The sequence below is a fragment of the Rhizobacter koreensis genome (genome assembly GCF_013366375.1).
GTDB lineage: Bacteria > Pseudomonadota > Gammaproteobacteria > Burkholderiales > Burkholderiaceae_C > Schlegelella_A > Schlegelella_A koreensis.
This window is the reverse complement of record NZ_JABWMJ010000005.1, coordinates 274,025-289,359: the sequence shown is the minus strand read 5'-3', so window position 1 is coordinate 289,359 and position 15,335 is coordinate 274,025. Positions and strand designations below refer to the sequence as shown.

Annotated in this window: 12 protein-coding genes; 3 read left to right on the top strand and 9 right to left on the bottom strand. The window is 72.2% G+C overall.

Annotated features, from left to right (window positions below):
• Nucleotides 1–26: 26 nt before the first annotated feature.
• The 4 genes from HQN59_RS12820 to HQN59_RS12805 are packed head-to-tail and all read right to left on the bottom strand — an operon-like array spanning nt 27 to nt 4,628.
• On the bottom strand, nt 27–869 hold the full coding sequence (locus HQN59_RS12820) for an alpha/beta fold hydrolase (protein WP_176069490.1): 843 nt from the start codon (nt 867–869) through the stop codon (nt 27–29).
• Complete coding sequence (locus HQN59_RS12815) at nt 866–1,429, bottom strand: polyhydroxyalkanoic acid system family protein (protein WP_176069489.1); 564 nt, start codon at nt 1,427–1,429, stop codon at nt 866–868. The genes HQN59_RS12820 and HQN59_RS12815 overlap by 4 nt, the downstream gene beginning before the upstream one ends.
• Nucleotides 1,426–2,535, bottom strand: coding sequence for an aminopeptidase (locus HQN59_RS12810; protein WP_176069488.1), 1,110 nt, complete (start codon nt 2,533–2,535; stop codon nt 1,426–1,428). Before HQN59_RS12810 ends, HQN59_RS12815 begins: the two co-directional genes overlap by 4 nt.
• A 14-nt stretch (nt 2,536–2,549) precedes the next feature.
• Nucleotides 2,550–4,628, bottom strand: coding sequence for a molybdopterin-containing oxidoreductase family protein (locus HQN59_RS12805; protein ID WP_176069487.1), 2,079 nt, complete (start codon nt 4,626–4,628; stop codon nt 2,550–2,552).
• A 212-nt stretch (nt 4,629–4,840) separates the two neighbouring features.
• Here HQN59_RS12805 and HQN59_RS12800 point away from each other — a divergent pair, with 212 nt between their 5' ends.
• Nucleotides 4,841–6,031, top strand: a complete 1,191-nt coding sequence (locus tag HQN59_RS12800; protein WP_176069486.1) for a M20 aminoacylase family protein — start codon at nt 4,841–4,843, stop codon at nt 6,029–6,031.
• Nucleotides 6,028–7,146: a DUF2817 domain-containing protein gene (locus HQN59_RS12795; RefSeq protein WP_176069485.1), complete on the top strand. Its 1,119-nt coding sequence runs from the start codon at nt 6,028–6,030 to the stop codon at nt 7,144–7,146. The genes HQN59_RS12800 and HQN59_RS12795 overlap by 4 nt, the downstream gene beginning before the upstream one ends.
• A gap of 166 nt (nt 7,147–7,312) precedes the next feature.
• On the opposite strand, the gene HQN59_RS12790 is transcribed toward HQN59_RS12795, so the two are convergent.
• Together HQN59_RS12790 and pgi are read right to left on the bottom strand one after the other, a co-directional pair.
• On the bottom strand, nt 7,313–9,277 hold the full coding sequence (locus HQN59_RS12790) for a gamma-glutamyltransferase family protein (RefSeq protein WP_176069484.1): 1,965 nt from the start codon (nt 9,275–9,277) through the stop codon (nt 7,313–7,315).
• A 128-nt stretch (nt 9,278–9,405) separates the two neighbouring features.
• Nucleotides 9,406–11,049 carry a glucose-6-phosphate isomerase gene (gene pgi / locus HQN59_RS12785; protein WP_246294882.1) on the bottom strand — a complete coding sequence of 548 codons (1,644 nt, stop codon included), beginning with the start codon at nt 11,047–11,049 and terminating at the stop codon, nt 9,406–9,408.
• Nucleotides 11,050–11,276: 227 nt separating this feature from the next.
• On the opposite strand from pgi, the gene HQN59_RS12780 reads away from it, so the two are divergent.
• Nucleotides 11,277–11,927: a CDP-alcohol phosphatidyltransferase family protein gene (locus HQN59_RS12780; RefSeq protein ID WP_246294881.1), complete on the top strand. Its 651-nt coding sequence runs from the start codon at nt 11,277–11,279 to the stop codon at nt 11,925–11,927.
• 41 nt (nt 11,928–11,968) lie between these two features.
• Here HQN59_RS12780 and HQN59_RS12775 read toward each other — a convergent pair whose 3' ends face one another.
• From HQN59_RS12775 to HQN59_RS12765, 3 genes are all read right to left on the bottom strand, one after another.
• Complete coding sequence (locus tag HQN59_RS12775) at nt 11,969–12,325, bottom strand: hypothetical protein (protein WP_176069482.1); 357 nt, start codon at nt 12,323–12,325, stop codon at nt 11,969–11,971.
• Nucleotides 12,326–12,464: 139 nt separating this feature from the next.
• Nucleotides 12,465–13,895 carry an efflux transporter outer membrane subunit gene (locus HQN59_RS12770; RefSeq protein WP_176069582.1) on the bottom strand — a complete coding sequence of 477 codons (1,431 nt, stop codon included), beginning with the start codon at nt 13,893–13,895 and terminating at the stop codon, nt 12,465–12,467.
• A 113-nt stretch (nt 13,896–14,008) separates the two neighbouring features.
• Entirely contained in the window at nt 14,009–15,331 is a 1,323-nt protein-coding gene (locus HQN59_RS12765; RefSeq protein WP_176069481.1) for an efflux RND transporter periplasmic adaptor subunit, read from the bottom strand.
• Between the last annotated feature and the right edge of the window lie 4 nt (nt 15,332–15,335).

Sequence of the window (15,335 nt, the reverse complement as noted above, 5' to 3'; positions counted from 1 at the left end):
CATGTGGTGCGCCCGCGGCAGGGCGCTCACCGGTGGGCGCTCAGTGGCCCGAGTCCGCGGGTACGAGCGGGCTGATCCCCGCGCAGCGCGTCCAGGTACTCCGGGCTCTCCGAAATCGAGTTGTGACCGGTGCGAGGCAAGACACGCCAGCTGGCGACGCCCGGTGCGAAGCGCTCACGCAGGCGCTCCGAGTTGGCGCGCGGGATCACCTCGTCGTGCTCGGCGATCACCAGCGTCGTCGGCACGGCGATGCGCGGCGCCACCGACGCCGAATCGAAGCGGTCGCGCAGCAGCCAGCGCACCGGCACGAACGGGAACTGAGCGGCGGCGAGCGCCTCGACGCTGTCGTACGGTGTGACGAGCACGACCCGCGCGACCGGCCGGCGCGCCGCGAGCTGCGCGGCGACGCCGCTGCCGAGGCTGCGCCCGACCACCGTCACGTCCGGATGCTCGGCGAAAGCGTGATCGAACAGCCGCACGGCGTCGTCGACGAGCGCGCGCTCGCTCGGCGCGCCGCTGCTGCCGCCGTAGCCGCGGTAGTGCATCAGGAACAGCGCGCGATCGGGAAAGGCCGCCGCGAGCGTCGGCAGGCTCCCGCCGACGTCCTCGGCGTTGCCGCCGAAGTAGAGCACCGCTCGGTGTCCGGGATGCGGCCGCACGCCGACGTTGAGTGCGGCATCGGGAGCGGCAAGCGCGATGGTTTGGGCGCCGCCGGCGCGTCCGGGCTGCGGGTAGTAGATGAGCGAGCGCTGCACCAAGAACAGCAGCGCGCAGAGCGCCACGTAGAGCGCGAGCAGTCCGAGCAGCCCGACGACGAGCAGCGACACCACGCGCGACGCGACCCCAACGCGCGCGCCAGCCGGGCTCACGCCTTGCGGGAGCGTCGCTTCGCGGCCGCCCGATCGACGGCAGCGGCGCCGCCAGGTGCGGGCCGGGGCGCAGCGCTCGGATCGCTCGCTTTCCCGGCACGTTTCGCCGCCGTGCGCCCGGGCCCGGCGTCAGCGCGGGGCGGCGTTCGCGCACCCGGCGCTGCGGCGGCCCCGTCGAGGTGGTCGGCGCCCGCCTCGGCCGCAGGGCCCGCGCCGGGTGCGTCGCTGCCTGACGGTGCGCCCGCAGCGGTCGCTTCAGCAGAGGCGCGCCTCGCGTCGGCCATGAACGCGTCGAGGTTCTTCTCGATCTCGGCGCCGATGGTCTGACCGAACGCGGCGAACAGGAACCCGAACTGCGCGCTCACCTCGACGTGGTCGGCGCCGACGCTGACTTCGCCGTCGACACCGGCGCGCGAGAACTTGACCACGTCGGCGTTCCTGCCCTTCACCACGAAGGTCTGCAACGCGTAGCGCGCCGCGAGGTCGCGGATCCAGGGCCTGACCAGTCTGCGCATCTCGACGAGACCGAGCGCGTGCTGGCGACGGAAGCGGATGATCATCGGGGTTCGTCCTTGCCGCCAGGCGCGGCGGCGTCATCGATGCCGAGCGCGGCGCGGCGCTCGGCACGGCTGGCGGCCGCGAGGCGCCGCACCTCGGCGTAGAAGCGCGCAAAGTCGCGCCCTTCGCGCTCGAACAGGCGCTCGAAGGCCGGCGCGGCGTCGTTGTAGGCGGAAAGGACGCCGATCGACGCGTTGTTGGCGTGCTCGAACCAGCGGTCGTAGCCGGCGTAGCCGTCCCAACGCGTGCGCTTGAGCTCGGCGTAGTCGTCGCGCATCGCCTGCAGCACGCGTGCCTTGCCGGCGCGCTTGTCGGCCTCGCTCGCCGGGCTGGCGTAGAGCACCTCGAGCTCGCCGCGGTAGCGCATCACGAGCCGGCGGAAGTCGGCACGACGCTGATCGCGGCGGGCGTCGGCGGCGAGCGCTGCCGCGTCCGCGTGCGTCGCGAGCCAGCGCGTCGCGCCGATGCGCTCGACCGCGGTCGCGAACGACTCGTTGAACAGCGTGTCGCCCTTGGCGAACGCGACCTGGTGCGCGAGCTCGTGGAAGATCAGCCGCGCCAGCTCGCCGTCTGGCTGCCGGATGAAGGTGTTGAGCAGCGGGTCGGCGAACCACGAACCCGGCAGCGCGCCGAGCGTCGAGTAGGCCGGCACCGGGTAGACCGCGACGTCCCAGCCCTCCGCGCGCAGCTCGGCGCCGAGCGCCTCGGCGGCGGCCTCGTCGAAGTAGCCGCGGTAGCCGACGCAGCCGACCACGACGAAGCACCAGGTCTTGAGCCGAAGGCCGAGCTCGGGCGCGGCGACGACGTTCCACACCGCCGCCGGACGCCCGAGGTCGGCGTAGCGACGGTAGCTCGCGTTGTCGGGCAGCCCGACCTTCTGCACCGCGAAGTCGCGCATCTGCTGACTGAGTTCGAGGCGCTGCTTCAGCGCCGGCGGCGTTGCCGGGTCGGCGACCCAGTCGGCGACGGGCCGCGCCGCCCGCACGATCGCGAGGTGTCCCGAGACCGCCTGTGCGTAGTAGCCGAGCGTCGAGCAGCCGCTCGTCAGACACGCGGTCGCGGTGACGAGCAGCGCTGCCGCGAGTCCCGATCCGCCGAGCGCTGCCATCGCCCGCGCGCGCCTCACGCGGTCGCGGGCGCTGCGACTTCGACCTGCACCAGGCAGTCGTAGAAGCTGGGGCCGGCGCCGAGGTCGGTCACGCGCTGGTGCGTCAGTTCGTTGACGTTGGTGCCGTCCGGCCCGAGCTTGCGCCACCAGATGCCGAGCCCGTTGACGACCCCGGGCCGCGCGCGCGTCGCGACCTCGGCCTTGCAGAGGTAGCTGCCGCGGTCGTTGAACACGCGCACCAGCGCGCCCGACACGACGCCGCGCGGCACCGCGTCGTCGGGGTGGATCTCGACCAGCGGCTCGCCTTCGATCGCGCGCAGGCTCGTCACGTTGACGAAGGTCGAGTTGAGGTGATGGCGCGCCGGCGGCGAGATCATCGCGAGCGGATAGCGCGCGGCGAGCTCGGGCGTGGTCGCGGGTGTCTCGTGGTTCGGCACGTGGTCGGGGATGCCGAGCGTCGGCGAATCGATCATGCAGCGCCCCGAGCGCGTCGGGAAGTTGCCGTTCGCGAACGGCGCCTCGGCGAGCTGCAGCTTGGCCCAGCCGTGCTCGCGCAGCGTGTCGAACGCGATGCCCGAGCGCGCCGGGTCGAACGCCTGCCGCGCGATGGCCTCGTCCGACTCCTTGAAGCAGGCGTCGTCGAACCCCATGCGCGCGGCGAGCTCGCGGAAGATTTGCGTGTTGGGCCTGGCTTCCCCGAGCGGCGCGATCGCCGGCTCGTTGATCAGTGCATAGGTATGACCATAGCTCGTGTGCACGTCGAGATGCTCGAGCTGGGTGGTCGCCGGCAGCACGAAGTCGGCCTCGTCGGCGGTGTCGGTCATGAAGTGCTCGAGCACCACCGTGAACAGGTCGTCGCGCCGGAAGCCCGCGAGCACCTTGGGCGACTCCGGCGCGACCGCGACCGGGTTGCTGTTGTAGACGACGAGCGCCTCGATCCTCGGGCCGAAGCGGCTGCCGTCGGGCAGCCGTTCGTCGGCCTCGCGCAGCAGGTCGTCGCCGATCGTGCTCATGTTGATCGTGCGCGGCCGACGCCCGCCCAGCAGGTCGGGCCGCTTGAGCGCAGCGTCGCCGACGCGCGGCGCGAACCAGCCGGACGCGGACAGCAAGAGGCCACCGGCGCGATGGCGCCAGGCGCCGACGAGGCACGGCAGGATCGCGATCAGCCGTGTCGCGTTGCCGCCGCCCCTCACCCGCTGCATGCCGTAGTTGAGACGGATCGCGGCCGGCGCGGTGCTGCCGTAGTCGCGCGCGAGGCCGCGCACCTCGTCGGCCGTGATGCCGCACGTTGCCGCCACGCGCTCGGGCGGCCATTCGAGCGCACGCTCGCGCAGCTTGGGCCAGCCCTCGGTGTGACGCTCGATGTAGTCGTGGTCGAGCCAGTCGTTGCCGATCAGCTCGTGCATCACGCCGAGCGCGAGCGCGCCGTCGGTGCCCGGCAACAAGGCGATGTGCTGGTGGCACTTGTCGGCCGTGTCGGTGCGCCGCGGGTCGATGCAGATCAGCTTGGCGCCGTTTCGCTTGGCGGCCTGCGCGAAGGCCCAGAAGTGGAGGTTCGACGTGATCGAGTTGCTGCCCCAGATGACGATGAGGCGGCTCTCGGCGAAGTGCTCGACGTGCATGCCGACCTTGCCGCCGTATGTCGCAGCCAGGCCGGCGCCGCCCGCCGCCGAACAGATCGTGCGGTCGAGACGCGATGCGCCCAGGCGGTGGAAGAAGCGCGCCGCCATGCTCTCGCCCTGCACCAGCCCCATCGTGCCGGCATAGCTGTAGGGAACGATCGCCTCGGGGTCGCGCGCGGCGATGGATTGCAGACGCGCCGCGACGTCGCCGAGCGCCTCGTCCCAGCTGACGCGCACGAAGCGCTTGCTGCCCTTGGGGCCCACGCGCCTGAGCGGATGCAGGACGCGCTCGGGGTGATAGGTGCGCTCGGGATAGCGCGAGACCTTGGTGCAGAGCGCACCCATCGTCGTCGGGTGCGCCGGGTCGCCGTGGACCTTGATCGCGCGGCCATCCTCGACCGTCACCAGCATGGCGCAGGTGTCGGGGCAGTCGTGCGGACAGGCCGCGCGGACGACGCTCGTCACGGTCATTGCGCCACTATTGCACAGGCCTCGGTGCGAGCTCGCCGCGCGGGGAGCGTGCGTGCGGGGCTCCGGCGAGCCGGCGCAGGCGGCGACCGCGCGCCGCCTGTGCCCTGCGCCGGCCAGGCCACCCGCGCACCTCGGCTCGAGGGCGATGGCCGACGCGTACACTCGTCCGACGCCGGGCGAGCCACGGCCGCCCCGCGCAACGGAGCCAGCCGATGAAGATGATCGAATCGATCCTCGCCGACGCCGCGGACATCGCCGCCGTGCGTCGCGACCTCCACGCCCACCCCGAGCTCTGCTTCGAGGAGCAGCGGACCGCCGACGTGATCGCCGCGCAGCTCACCGCGTGGGGCATCCCGATCCACCGCGGGCTCGGCAGGACCGGCATCGTCGCCATCCTCAAGCAGGGCACCAGCGATCGCGCGGTGGGCCTTCGCGCCGACATGGACGCGCTGCCGATCACCGAGCACAACCGCTTCGAGCACGCGAGCCAGTACCCGGGAAAGATGCACGCCTGCGGTCACGACGGCCACGTGGCGATGCTGCTCGGCGCGGCCAAGCATCTGGCCAAGCACCGCAACTACGACGGCACCGTGTACCTGATCTTCCAGCCGGCCGAGGAAGGCGGCGGCGGCGCGCGCGAGATGATCAGGGATGGCCTCTTCGAGCAGTTCCCGATGGAGGCGATCTTCGGCGCGCACAACTGGCCCGGCATGGCGGCCGGCCAGTTCGCCCTCAAGACCGGGCCGGCGTTCGCGTCGAGCAACGAGTTCAGGATCACGATCCGCGGCAAGGGCGCGCACGCCGCGATGCCCCACAACGGCATCGACCCGGTGCCGGTGGCATGCCAGATGGTCCAGGCGTTCCAGACCATCGTCAGCCGCAACAAGCGGCCGATCGACCCCGGCGTGATCTCGGTGACGATGATCCACGCCGGCGAAGCCACCAACGTCGTGCCCGAGAGCTGCGAGCTGCAGGGCACGGTGCGCACCTTCACGCTCGAGGTGCTCGACATGATCGAGCAGCGCATGCGCACGGTCGCCGAGAACACCTGCGCCGCGTTCGACGCCACCTGCGAGTTCGAGTTCAAGCGCAACTACCCGCCGACGATCAACCATCCGGCCGAGACCGAGTTCGTGCAGCGCGTGATGACCGAGATGGTCGGCGCCGAGAACGTGCAGGTGTTCGAGCCGACCATGGGCGCCGAGGACTTCAGCTTCTTCCTGCTCGAGAAGCCCGGCTGCTACTTCCTCATCGGCAACGGCGACGGCAGCCATCGCGAAGGCGGCCACGGCATGGGCCCGTGCATGCTGCACAACCCCAGCTACGACTTCAACGACGACCTCATCCCGCTTGGCGCGACGCTGTGGGTGCGCTTGGCGGAGGCCTGGCTGGCGCCGCGGTGACGTCCGACGGGGCCGGCAGCCCGGCTGCCGAAGACTGCTTCGCCCAGAGCTACGCCGAGGCGCGGGCACGGTTCCTCGCTGCCGCGTCGGCCGCGGGGCTCGCGGTCGACTCGCACGTGCATCCGGAGCGCGGGCGCGACGGCGAGACGCTGGCGATGGACGTCGTCGTCGACGGTGACCCCGCTGCTTCCGCGCTGCTCGTCGTCAGCAGTGCGTGCCACGGCGTCGAAGGTTTCTGCGGGTCGGCTGCCCAGGTCGCGCTGCTGGGCGACGCTCGGCTGCGAGCGCTTGCGCGCGCCGCCGGAGTGGCGGTGCTGCACATCCACGCGCTGAACTCCTACGGCTTCTCGTGGTGGCGACGGACCACCCACGAGAACGTCGACCTCAACCGCAACTTCCACTCGTTCGGCGCCCAAGCGCCGGCGAACGCGGGCTACGACGCGCTCGCAGACGCGTTGGTGCCGGCGAGCTGGCCGCCACCGCCCGAGGCACAGGAAACGATCGAGCGCTTCATTGCCGAGCACGGCGAGCGAGGCTTCCAGCAGGCCGTGTCGGCCGGGCAGTATCGCCACCCGGACGGGATCTTCTTCGGCGGCACCGCGCCGACGTGGAGCCAGCAGACGCTGCGCGCGGTGCTGCGGCGTCACGCAAGCCGCTGCCGCGAACTCGGCTGGATCGACTGGCACACCGGCCTCGGGCCCAAGGGCAAGGGCGAGCGCATCTTCGCCGGTCGCAACGACCCGGAGACGCTCGCGCGCGTGCAGGCCTGGTGGGGCGACGTGACCTCGACCCACGACGGCTCCTCGACGTCGGCGATGCTGAACGGCGAGATGTGGAGCGTCGCGTACGAGGAGTGCCCGCAGGCGCGGTACACCGGCATCGCGCTCGAGTTCGGAACCCTGCCGATTCCGGAGGTGTTGTACGCCCTGCGCGCCGATCAGTGGCTGCTAAACCATCCGCAAACCGACGCCGGCAAGCGCCAGGCGATCAAGCGCCAGATCCGCGACGCGTTCTACGTCGACGAGCCGGAGTGGAAGGCGCAGGTGATCGAGCAGTCGCTGGATGCCACCCGCGCCGGGCTACGCGGGCTCGCGGAGGCCATCCGGGGTCGCTGAGGGCCGTCCTGCGGATGCGACCGCGACGAGCGTCGTCGCATCGTCGCAGAGCGCCGCCCACGTCATGGCCTGCGGGGCCGTCTCGCCGCGGACCACAAGAAAAAAGGGCCGGGAGAACCCCGGCCCTTCGGCTGTCAGCGAGCGGCGGCAGCGCCGCTGCCGACGGTCACGGACGCATCACGTCGCCGAGGGCGATGCCTTCGCGACGCGGGTCGGCGCCGCCGGTCAGCACCGAACCCGTGCCCGACGGCTTGCGGATGATCGTCGCGATGCCGCTCGACTGGGCACCCGTCGACACCGTGTGGCCCAGCGCGCGCAGGCCGGTGACCAGCGGATCGTTGTTGCCGCTGTTGGCGGTGTTGATGTTCGGGTGCTCGCCGCCCAGGCTCGTGGTGGCGCTGTTCGAGGCGCCGAAGTCGACCATCGAGGTCGCCTGCTGCGCATCGAGGCCCCAGTCGAGCGCACCGACCAGCGTCTTGGTGACGTACTGGATGATCGTGCTGCCGCCCGGCGAGCCCGTCCCCATGTAGAAGTCGCCGATCTTGCCGTCGGCCGCCTTCGTGAACACCAGCGTCGGCGCCATCGAGCTGCGCGGGCGCTTGCCCGGCTGCACGCGGTTCGCGATCGGCGTGCCCGTGCCGTCGGTCGGCGCGGCCGAGAAGTCGGTCAGCTGGTTGTTGAGGATGAAGCCGTTCGTCATGTGGAACGCGCCGAAGCCGCTCTCGACGGTGGTCGTCATCACGAGGGCGTTGCCGTCCTTGTCGACGATCGTCATGTGCGTCGTGCCGTTCTCGGTACCGGTGTAGCTGGCGAGCGGAACCGGACCGAGGTTGCCCGGCTGCGCGGTTCCCATGCTGCGGGTGAAGCTGATCAGGGCCGCGCGGCTGCGCAGGTAGTCCTTGTTCAGCATCGTGTCCCACGTTCCGCCGGGCAGCGGCACGAAGTCGGTGTCGGCCACGTACTTGTCGCGGTCGGCGTAGGCGAGGCGGTTCGCCTCGCTGACCAGGTGCACGCCGAACACCGACGGCTTGCCGCCTTCGAGGTCGAGCGCGGTTGGCGGGTAGAGCGACAGGTTGAAGTTCTCGAGGATCCCCAGCGACTGCGCGACCGCGATGCCGCCCGACGACGGCGGCCCCATGCCGCAGACCCACCAGCTGCGATAGGTGGTGCAGACCGAGGTGCGCTTCTTGGCCTGGTAGTTCGCGAGGTCGTTCAGCGTGGTCACGCCCGGGGTGATCGGGGCGCCGGTGAGCGCATTGGTCGTGACGCCGATCTTGTTGACGATCGCCTGCGCGATCGGGCCGGTGTAGAACGCGTTGGCGCCGCCGGCGGCGATCGTCTGCAGCGTCTGCGCGTACGCGGGAATCTTCAGGGTCGTGCCGAGCGCCCTCGGCGAGCCGTCGGCATTGAAGTAGGTCGCCGCGGCTTCGGCATCGGCCTTGAGCTGCGTCGCGCTGCCTTCGATCGCCTGTGCCATGCGGCCGGGGATCGGGAAGCCGTCCGACGCGAGGCGGATGCCTTCGCCGAACAGGTCCTTCCAGGCCTTCTTGCCGTGGTCCTTGTGGGCGAGTTCGAGCATGCGCAGCACGCCCGGGGTGCCGATCGAGCGACCGCTGGCGCGCGCGCTCGGGGTGGGCGTGGTGCGGTTGGTGTCGCTGACCCAGCGCAGGTAGTTCTCGGTCGCCGCCGCCGGCGCGGTCTCGCGGCCGTCGTAGGTCTCGACCGTCTTGGTCTTGGCGTCGTAGTGCACCATGAACGCGCCGCCGCCGAGACCGCTCGACTGCGGCTCGACGAGGCCCAGTACCGCCTGCACCGCGACCGCCGCGTCGACCGCCGAACCGCCGGCCTTCAGCACGTCGCAGCCGGCCTTGCTCGACAGCGGGTTGTTGGTGACGACCATGTACGACTTGGACGTGACGACCTTCTTGCCGGTGCGGTAGCCCGATGCGGGCTCCGGGGCCGCCGGGTCACCCGGAAGGCCCGAGCCGACGACGACCGAGCCACCCGCGTCGGTGAGCACCTGGCACTCGAGGGCCGACTGGTCGTCGTCGTCGTTGTCGTGCCCACCGCCGCAGCTGGCGATCAGCGCCAGCGACGACAAGGCGGGTATCAGGTAAGCAATGCGGCGCATCGAGACTCCTTCAGTGGCAATCCCGCAATCATGCGCGAAACCTGCGCACCGGTCGCCGCGCACGCCGCGAGGGGCACCGAGAAAAAACCCGCAGGCGACGGACGGGCGCGCCGGGCGCCGCGCGCCGGTCAACCGAGCAGGCGGCCGAGGAGCCCGCGCGTCGACGGGTCGAGGTGCGCCGGCAGTGGCCCACCCCGCTGCTCGAACGCCGGCAGCAGCGCGGCGCTCAGCGTCTTGCCGAGCTCGACGCCCCACTGGTCGAAGCTGTTGATGCGCCACACCGCGCCGCTCGTGAACACGCGATGCTCGTAGAGCGCGACCAGCGCGCCGAGTGCGCGCGGCGTCAGCGCGTCCAGCACGAACGTGCTGCTCGGCCGGTTGCCGGGGAAGGTGCGGTGCCGGGCGAGCACCTGCTCGGCCTCCGCTGCGCCGCCGGTGCCGGCGCGCTCCTCGAGCGCCTGCTCGGCGGTCTTGCCCAGCATCAGCGCCTGCGCCTGCGCAAGCCCGTTCGAGAGCAGCATGCGGTGCTGGCGCGCGAGCTGCGCACCGAGCGGCGTCGAGCCGTCGACGCCCGGTGCGGGCTGCTTCACGAGGATGAACTCGACCGGCACCACGTCGGTCCCCTGGTGCAGCATCTGGAAGTACGCGTGCTGCGCGTTGGTGCCGGGCTCGCCCCACACCACCGGGCTGGTCTCGTACGGCAGAGCGGCGCCGCTCGCGTCGACGCGCTTGCCGTTGCTCTCCATCTCGAGCTGCTGCAGGAACGCCGGCAAGCGCGCCAGACCCTGGTGGTACGGCGCGACGCTGCGGCTCGCGAAGCCGTGGAAGTTGCGGTACCAGACGTCCAGCAGGCCGAGCAGCAGCGGCACGTTGCGATCCGCGGGCGCCTCGGTGAAATGGCGGTCCATCGCGTGTGCGCCGGCGAGCAGCTCGCGAAAGCGTGCCGAACCGATCGCCAGCGCGATCGGCAGGCCGATCGCCGACCAGAGCGAATAGCGCCCGCCGACCCAGTCCCAGAAACCGAACGTGGTCGTGATGCCGAAACGCGCGGCGGCCTCGACGTTGCTGGTGGTCGCGACGAAGTGGCCGGCGACGTCGGTGCCGCCGCCGGCGTCGAACCAGGCCTTGGCCGCGACCGCATTGGCCATCGTCTCCTGCGTCGTGAAGGTCTTGCTCGCGATCACGAACAGCGTCTCGCGCGCATCCATCCCGCGCAGCGCGGCCTGCAGGTCGTGGCCGTCGACGTTCGACACGAAACGCACGTCGAGCCCGCGGTCGACGTAGGGCTCGAGCGCACCCACGACCATCTGCGGGCCGAGGTCGCTGCCGCCGATGCCGATATTGACCACGTGGCGGATCGGCGACGAACCGTCGGCGATGCGCGCGTGCAGGGCGTCGACCCAGCCGAGCATCGCGTCGAGAACGCCGTGCACGTCGGCGCTGAACGGCGCGCTGCCGGGCGGCGCGCGCAGCGCGGTGTGCAGCACGGCGCGCCCTTCGGTGGCGTTGATGGTGTCGCCGCGCAGCATCGCGTCGCGCCGCTCGGCAACGCCGCACTCGCGCGCGAGCTCGAGCAGGAACTGCAGCGTCGCGGTGTCGACGAGGTTCTTCGACAGGTCGACGAAGACCTCGGGCGCCTCGAAGCTCAGCGCCTCGAAGCGCTGCGGGTCGCGCGCGAACGCCTCGCGCAGGTCGAGGTCGCGGCCGTGCGCGGCGTAGTGGCCCTGCAGCGTCGCCCAGGCGAGCGTGCGGTCGCAGCGCAGGCCGCTCAAGCGGACACCTCGTCGACTCGGAAGGCGGCGAGCGCGGCGGCGTTCGGGGTCGGTCGATGCGTCATGCGGCGTCTCGCAGGCGCCGCCTCGGCAGCGCAGGTCGTGGCAACCGGCGCATCCTAGCCGCGCCGGTCGCGGCGTCGTGTCGGACAGCGCCGGCATACGCAGCCGCGCCGATCGTCAACACTCGGGGCTCGTCAAACCGGGAGCGACCCGGCGGAGCCCGCATGTCCTCAGTGCCCCAGCCCTCGACCGGCGCGCGCACGCGCCGTCACTTCTCGATGCTGCGCAGCTTCCAGCTCGCCGACTTCCTGACGCTCGGCAATGCCGCCTGCGGGATCGGCGCGGTGCTGCTCGCGCTGAACTCGATCGCGACCGCAAGCCCGCTGCAGCTGCTCTACGCGGCCGCGCTCGCGCCCGCGGCGCTCGTCTTCGACGTGCTCGACGGTCGCGTCGCGCGCTGGCGCCAGACCTCGTCGGCGCTCGGTCGCGAGCTCGACTCGCTGGCCGACGTGATCTCGTTCGGCGTCGCGCCGGCGGCGCTCGGCTTCGCGTGCGGCCTCCGCGGCGGCTGGGACGCCGTGATCCTCGTCTATTTCGTCTGCTGCGGCGTCTCGCGCCTTGCGCGCTACAACGTCACTGCCGAGACGCTCTCGGAGGGCAGCGACAAGGTCGCCTACTTCGAGGGGACGCCGATCCCGACCAGCGTGCTGCTCACCGCCGTGCTCGCGGCGGCAACCTGGCAAGGCCGCATCGGCGAGCAGATGCTCGGCGGCAGCTGGGCGCTCGGCCCCTGGCAGCTGCATCCGCTCACGCTGCTGTTCGCGCTTTCCGGGACGCTGATGATCAGCAAGACGCTGCGCATCCCCAAGTTCTAGCCGGCGGCACGCGCGACGGCCGGCCGACGGCGCCGCGCTGCTCAGGCGGCTTCGGCGCCGGGCTGGTTGGCCGGCGGGCTGCGCCGCAGGCGCTGCAGCAGCTCGCTCGCCGCCATCTCGGTCTTCACCGACACGTCGAGCGACGACAGCGCGAGACCGGCGGTCGCGTAGTGCATGTTCTCGTACAGCTCGGCGGCGGCCGGATACGCGTTGAACACCGCCTTCAGCGCCTCGGGCGGCAGCTCGGTCGAGAGCACCTGCTGGAGCTGGCGCACCAGCGAGCGGTACTGGTCGGCGCCGATCGGCGCGGCGTTGCGTTCGACGCGATCGAGCAGGCGCGACAGCGCGACCACCGTCTCGATGCGGGTGCGGAGAGACTCGACGTTGTGGGCTGGCATGGCGTGATCGTCCGTGTGTGGCTGCGGCCGAACCGCAGCCGCGATGACGCACAGGTTGGGCGGCGTGCCGAGCTTTCAAGACCTGCCGGGCGCGGCGCCGGGCAGCACCAGCGTCGAAGCCGGGCGCCGGTCCGACGCCTCAGCGCGACGCCGTCGCGACCGGCTGCTGCCAGTCGCCGCCGAGCGCCTTGACGAGGAACACCGAGGCGAGCAGCTGCTGGCCGCGCAGCTGCGCCGCCTGGCGGTCGGCGGCGAGCAGCGACTGCTGGGCGGTGATCACGTCGAGGTAGGTCGAGGCGCCGCCCTCGTAGCGCGCGGTGGCCATGTCGAGCACGCGCGCGGCCGAGGCGCGGGCGGTGCGCGCCTGCGCCTGGGCGCGGCCGAGCGCGGCGACGCCGACGATGCCGTCCTCGACCTCCTGCATCGCGACCAGCACGATGCGGCGGTAGTTGGCGACGCTCGCCTCGTAGGCCGCGCGCGTCGCGTCGGCGTTGGCGCGCAGCCGGCCGGCGTCGAACAGCGGCTGGGTCAGACCGACGCCGAGCGACCAGAGCAGGCTCGGCGCGTCGAGCAGGCTGCCGAGCGTGCGGCTGTCGACGCCGATGCTCGGCCCGAGCGTGACGGTCGGGAAGAACGCCGCACGCGCGACCCCGATCTGCGCGTTGGCGACCGCCATCGCCCGCTCCGCGGCGGCGACGTCGGGGCGGCGCTCGAGCACGTCCGAAGGCACCCCGAGCGGGATCGCCGGCGGCTCGATCTCGCGCACCTCGGGCGCGATCTCGAAGGCCGGCGCGGCGCTGCCGGTCAAGGTCGCGATCACGTGCTTGAACAGCGTGCGCTGCCGGTACAGCACGTCGACCTGGGTCAGCGTGCTGTCGAGCAGCGCCTGCTGCTGCGCGACCTCGAGTCCGCTCACCGCGCCGAGCTCGTGACGCGTCGAGATGAAGTCGAGCGCGCGCCGCTGCAGCGCGATCGAGCGTTGCAGCGCCGCCTGCTCGATGTCGAGCGCGCGCAGGTTGACATAGGCCGACGCGAGGTCGGTCGTCACCAGCAGGCGCACGTTGGCGAGGTCGGCCGCGCTCTGCTCGGCCGACGCGCGCGCGCCTTCGAGGTTGCTGGCGACGCGTCCGCCCAAGTCGACCTCGTAGCTGACGCCGAGCGACGCCAGATAGTCGTTCTGCACGGTCGAGAAGTTGGGCGACGCGTAGTTCGAGAGCGGCCGGTTCGCCGACGTGCGCTGGCGCGCGACGCGGGTGCTGAGGCTGAGCTGCGGCCAGAGCGCGGCGGCGTTGACGTCGACGAGGGCGCGCGCCTGTGCCAGGCGCGCGTTGGCCGCGGCGATGCTCTGGCTGTTGGCGAGCGCGCGCTCGATGAGCGCGTCGAGCGTCGGGTCGTTGAAGCGCTGCCACCAGCGACCCTTGTCGGCGGCGTCGGCCGGGGCGGCCTCGCGCCAGCCCGGCTCGACGCGCCAGGTCGGCGGCAGGTCGAGGCGCGGCGCCTCGCCGGGCGGAGGCAGGCTGCTGCACGCGCCGAGCACGGCGGCGGCGGCTCCAGCCCAAAGCCGCCACACAGCCGTGCGCGGCGCTGTACGAGCCGGCTCGGCCGACCCTCGCTTCGAGAGGTCGTCGCCGACGCGCCCAGCGCCGACCGCGCGCGCGCGGCGCGCCGCTTCGCGCACCGCCTTCACGGGGCGCGCGCCGGCGCGGCAGCCTCGGCGCGTGCGGCCGCGCCGGTTGCGCCCTCGCCGCGCGCCCCGGCGTCGCCGCGCGCACCGGCACTCGCCGCAGGGCCGGCGCGTCCTGCCGCCGGGTTGGCGTCGAACGCCACCTCGTCGCCGTCGGCGAGCGAATCGGTCGGATTCAGCACCATGCGGTCCTTGGGGCCGACGCCGCTCAGCACCTCGACGGTCTCGCCGAGGTTGCGGCCGAGCGTGACCGGCTGCAGGCGCACCTTGCCGGCGCCGTCGACGACCGCGATGCGCGCGCCCTCCGCGCGAAACAGCAGCGCGTTGTTCGGCACCACGATCGAGCGGCTCGCCTCCAGCGGCAGCTCGACCTGCACGTAGGCACCCGGCAGCAGCAGGCCTTCGCGGTTCGGCAGCGCGACCTCGACCTGCATGGTCCGCGTGGCGGCGTCGATCGCCGCGGCGGTGCGCGCGACCTTGCCCTCGAAGCGCTGGCCGCGCAGCTCGGCCTGGGTGACGACCACCGGCTGGCCGGCCTTGACCAGCTGGGCGTAGCTCTGCGGTACGTTGACGTAGACGCGCAGCGCGTCGGCCTGCGTCAGCACGAACAGGACGCGCTGGCCGCCCACGTCGATCAGGTCGCCGACGTCGACGTTGCGCTTCGTGATGACGCCGGAGAACGGCGCAACGACGCGCTTGAAGCCCTGCAGCTGGCGCAGGCGCTGCACGTTGGCGTCGGCCGCGGCGAGGTTGGCGCTCGCCTGCGCGGCGGCGCCGCGCTTCTCGTCGAGCTCCTGCTGCGAGACGACGTCCTTCTGGCGCAGTGCCTCCCAGCGCGCGACCGTGCTCTTGGCGAACTCGAGCGCGGCGGCGGCCTGCTGGCGCGCCGCGGCCGCCTGCAGCAGCTGCTGGTCGACCTCGGGTGACTCGATCTCGGCGAGCAGCTCGCCCTTCTCGACGCGGCTGCCGATGTCCTTGGTCCAGCGCTTGAGGTACCCGGTCGATCGCGCCGCGATCGGCGACTGCATCGCGCCCTGCAGCGTGCCGGGCAGCACCACCTTCTGGGCGGCGTCGCTCTGCTTGGGAAACGCGGTCTTGACGTACGGCTTGGCGAGCTCGCCGGCGGTCGACTCGAGCACCTTGGCGTTGGCCATGCGCGAGACGATGGTGCGGGCGGCGCCGAGCGCGAGCAGGGCGAGCACGATGACGGCGATCCAGCGCGTGCGGCGCGCGATCTGGCGCCGCCGGAGCATCTCGCCGTGGTCGTCGGCGCCCGGCTCGATCGCGTGGATGCCGATCGCCGCGTGGCGTTCCTGGGTCATGGAA

Bases quoted from the DNA above. Each gene is read 5' to 3' on its own strand.
- HQN59_RS12765 (WP_176069481.1), bottom strand. From the start codon at position 15,331: ATGACCCAGGAACGCCACGCGGCGATCGGCATCCACGCGATCGAGCCG.
- HQN59_RS12810 (WP_176069488.1), bottom strand. From the start codon at position 2,535: ATGGCAGCGCTCGGCGGATCGGGACTCGCGGCAGCGCTGCTCGTCACC.
- HQN59_RS12800 (WP_176069486.1), top strand. From the start codon at position 4,841: ATGAAGATGATCGAATCGATCCTCGCCGACGCCGCGGACATCGCCGCC.
- HQN59_RS12805 (WP_176069487.1), bottom strand. From the start codon at position 4,628: ATGACCGTGACGAGCGTCGTCCGCGCGGCCTGTCCGCACGACTGCCCC.
- HQN59_RS12815 (WP_176069489.1), bottom strand. From the start codon at position 1,429: ATGATCATCCGCTTCCGTCGCCAGCACGCGCTCGGTCTCGTCGAGATG.
- HQN59_RS12775 (WP_176069482.1), bottom strand. From the start codon at position 12,325: ATGCCAGCCCACAACGTCGAGTCTCTCCGCACCCGCATCGAGACGGTG.
- HQN59_RS12780 (WP_246294881.1), top strand. From the start codon at position 11,277: ATGTCCTCAGTGCCCCAGCCCTCGACCGGCGCGCGCACGCGCCGTCAC.
- HQN59_RS12790 (WP_176069484.1), bottom strand. From the start codon at position 9,277: ATGCGCCGCATTGCTTACCTGATACCCGCCTTGTCGTCGCTGGCGCTG.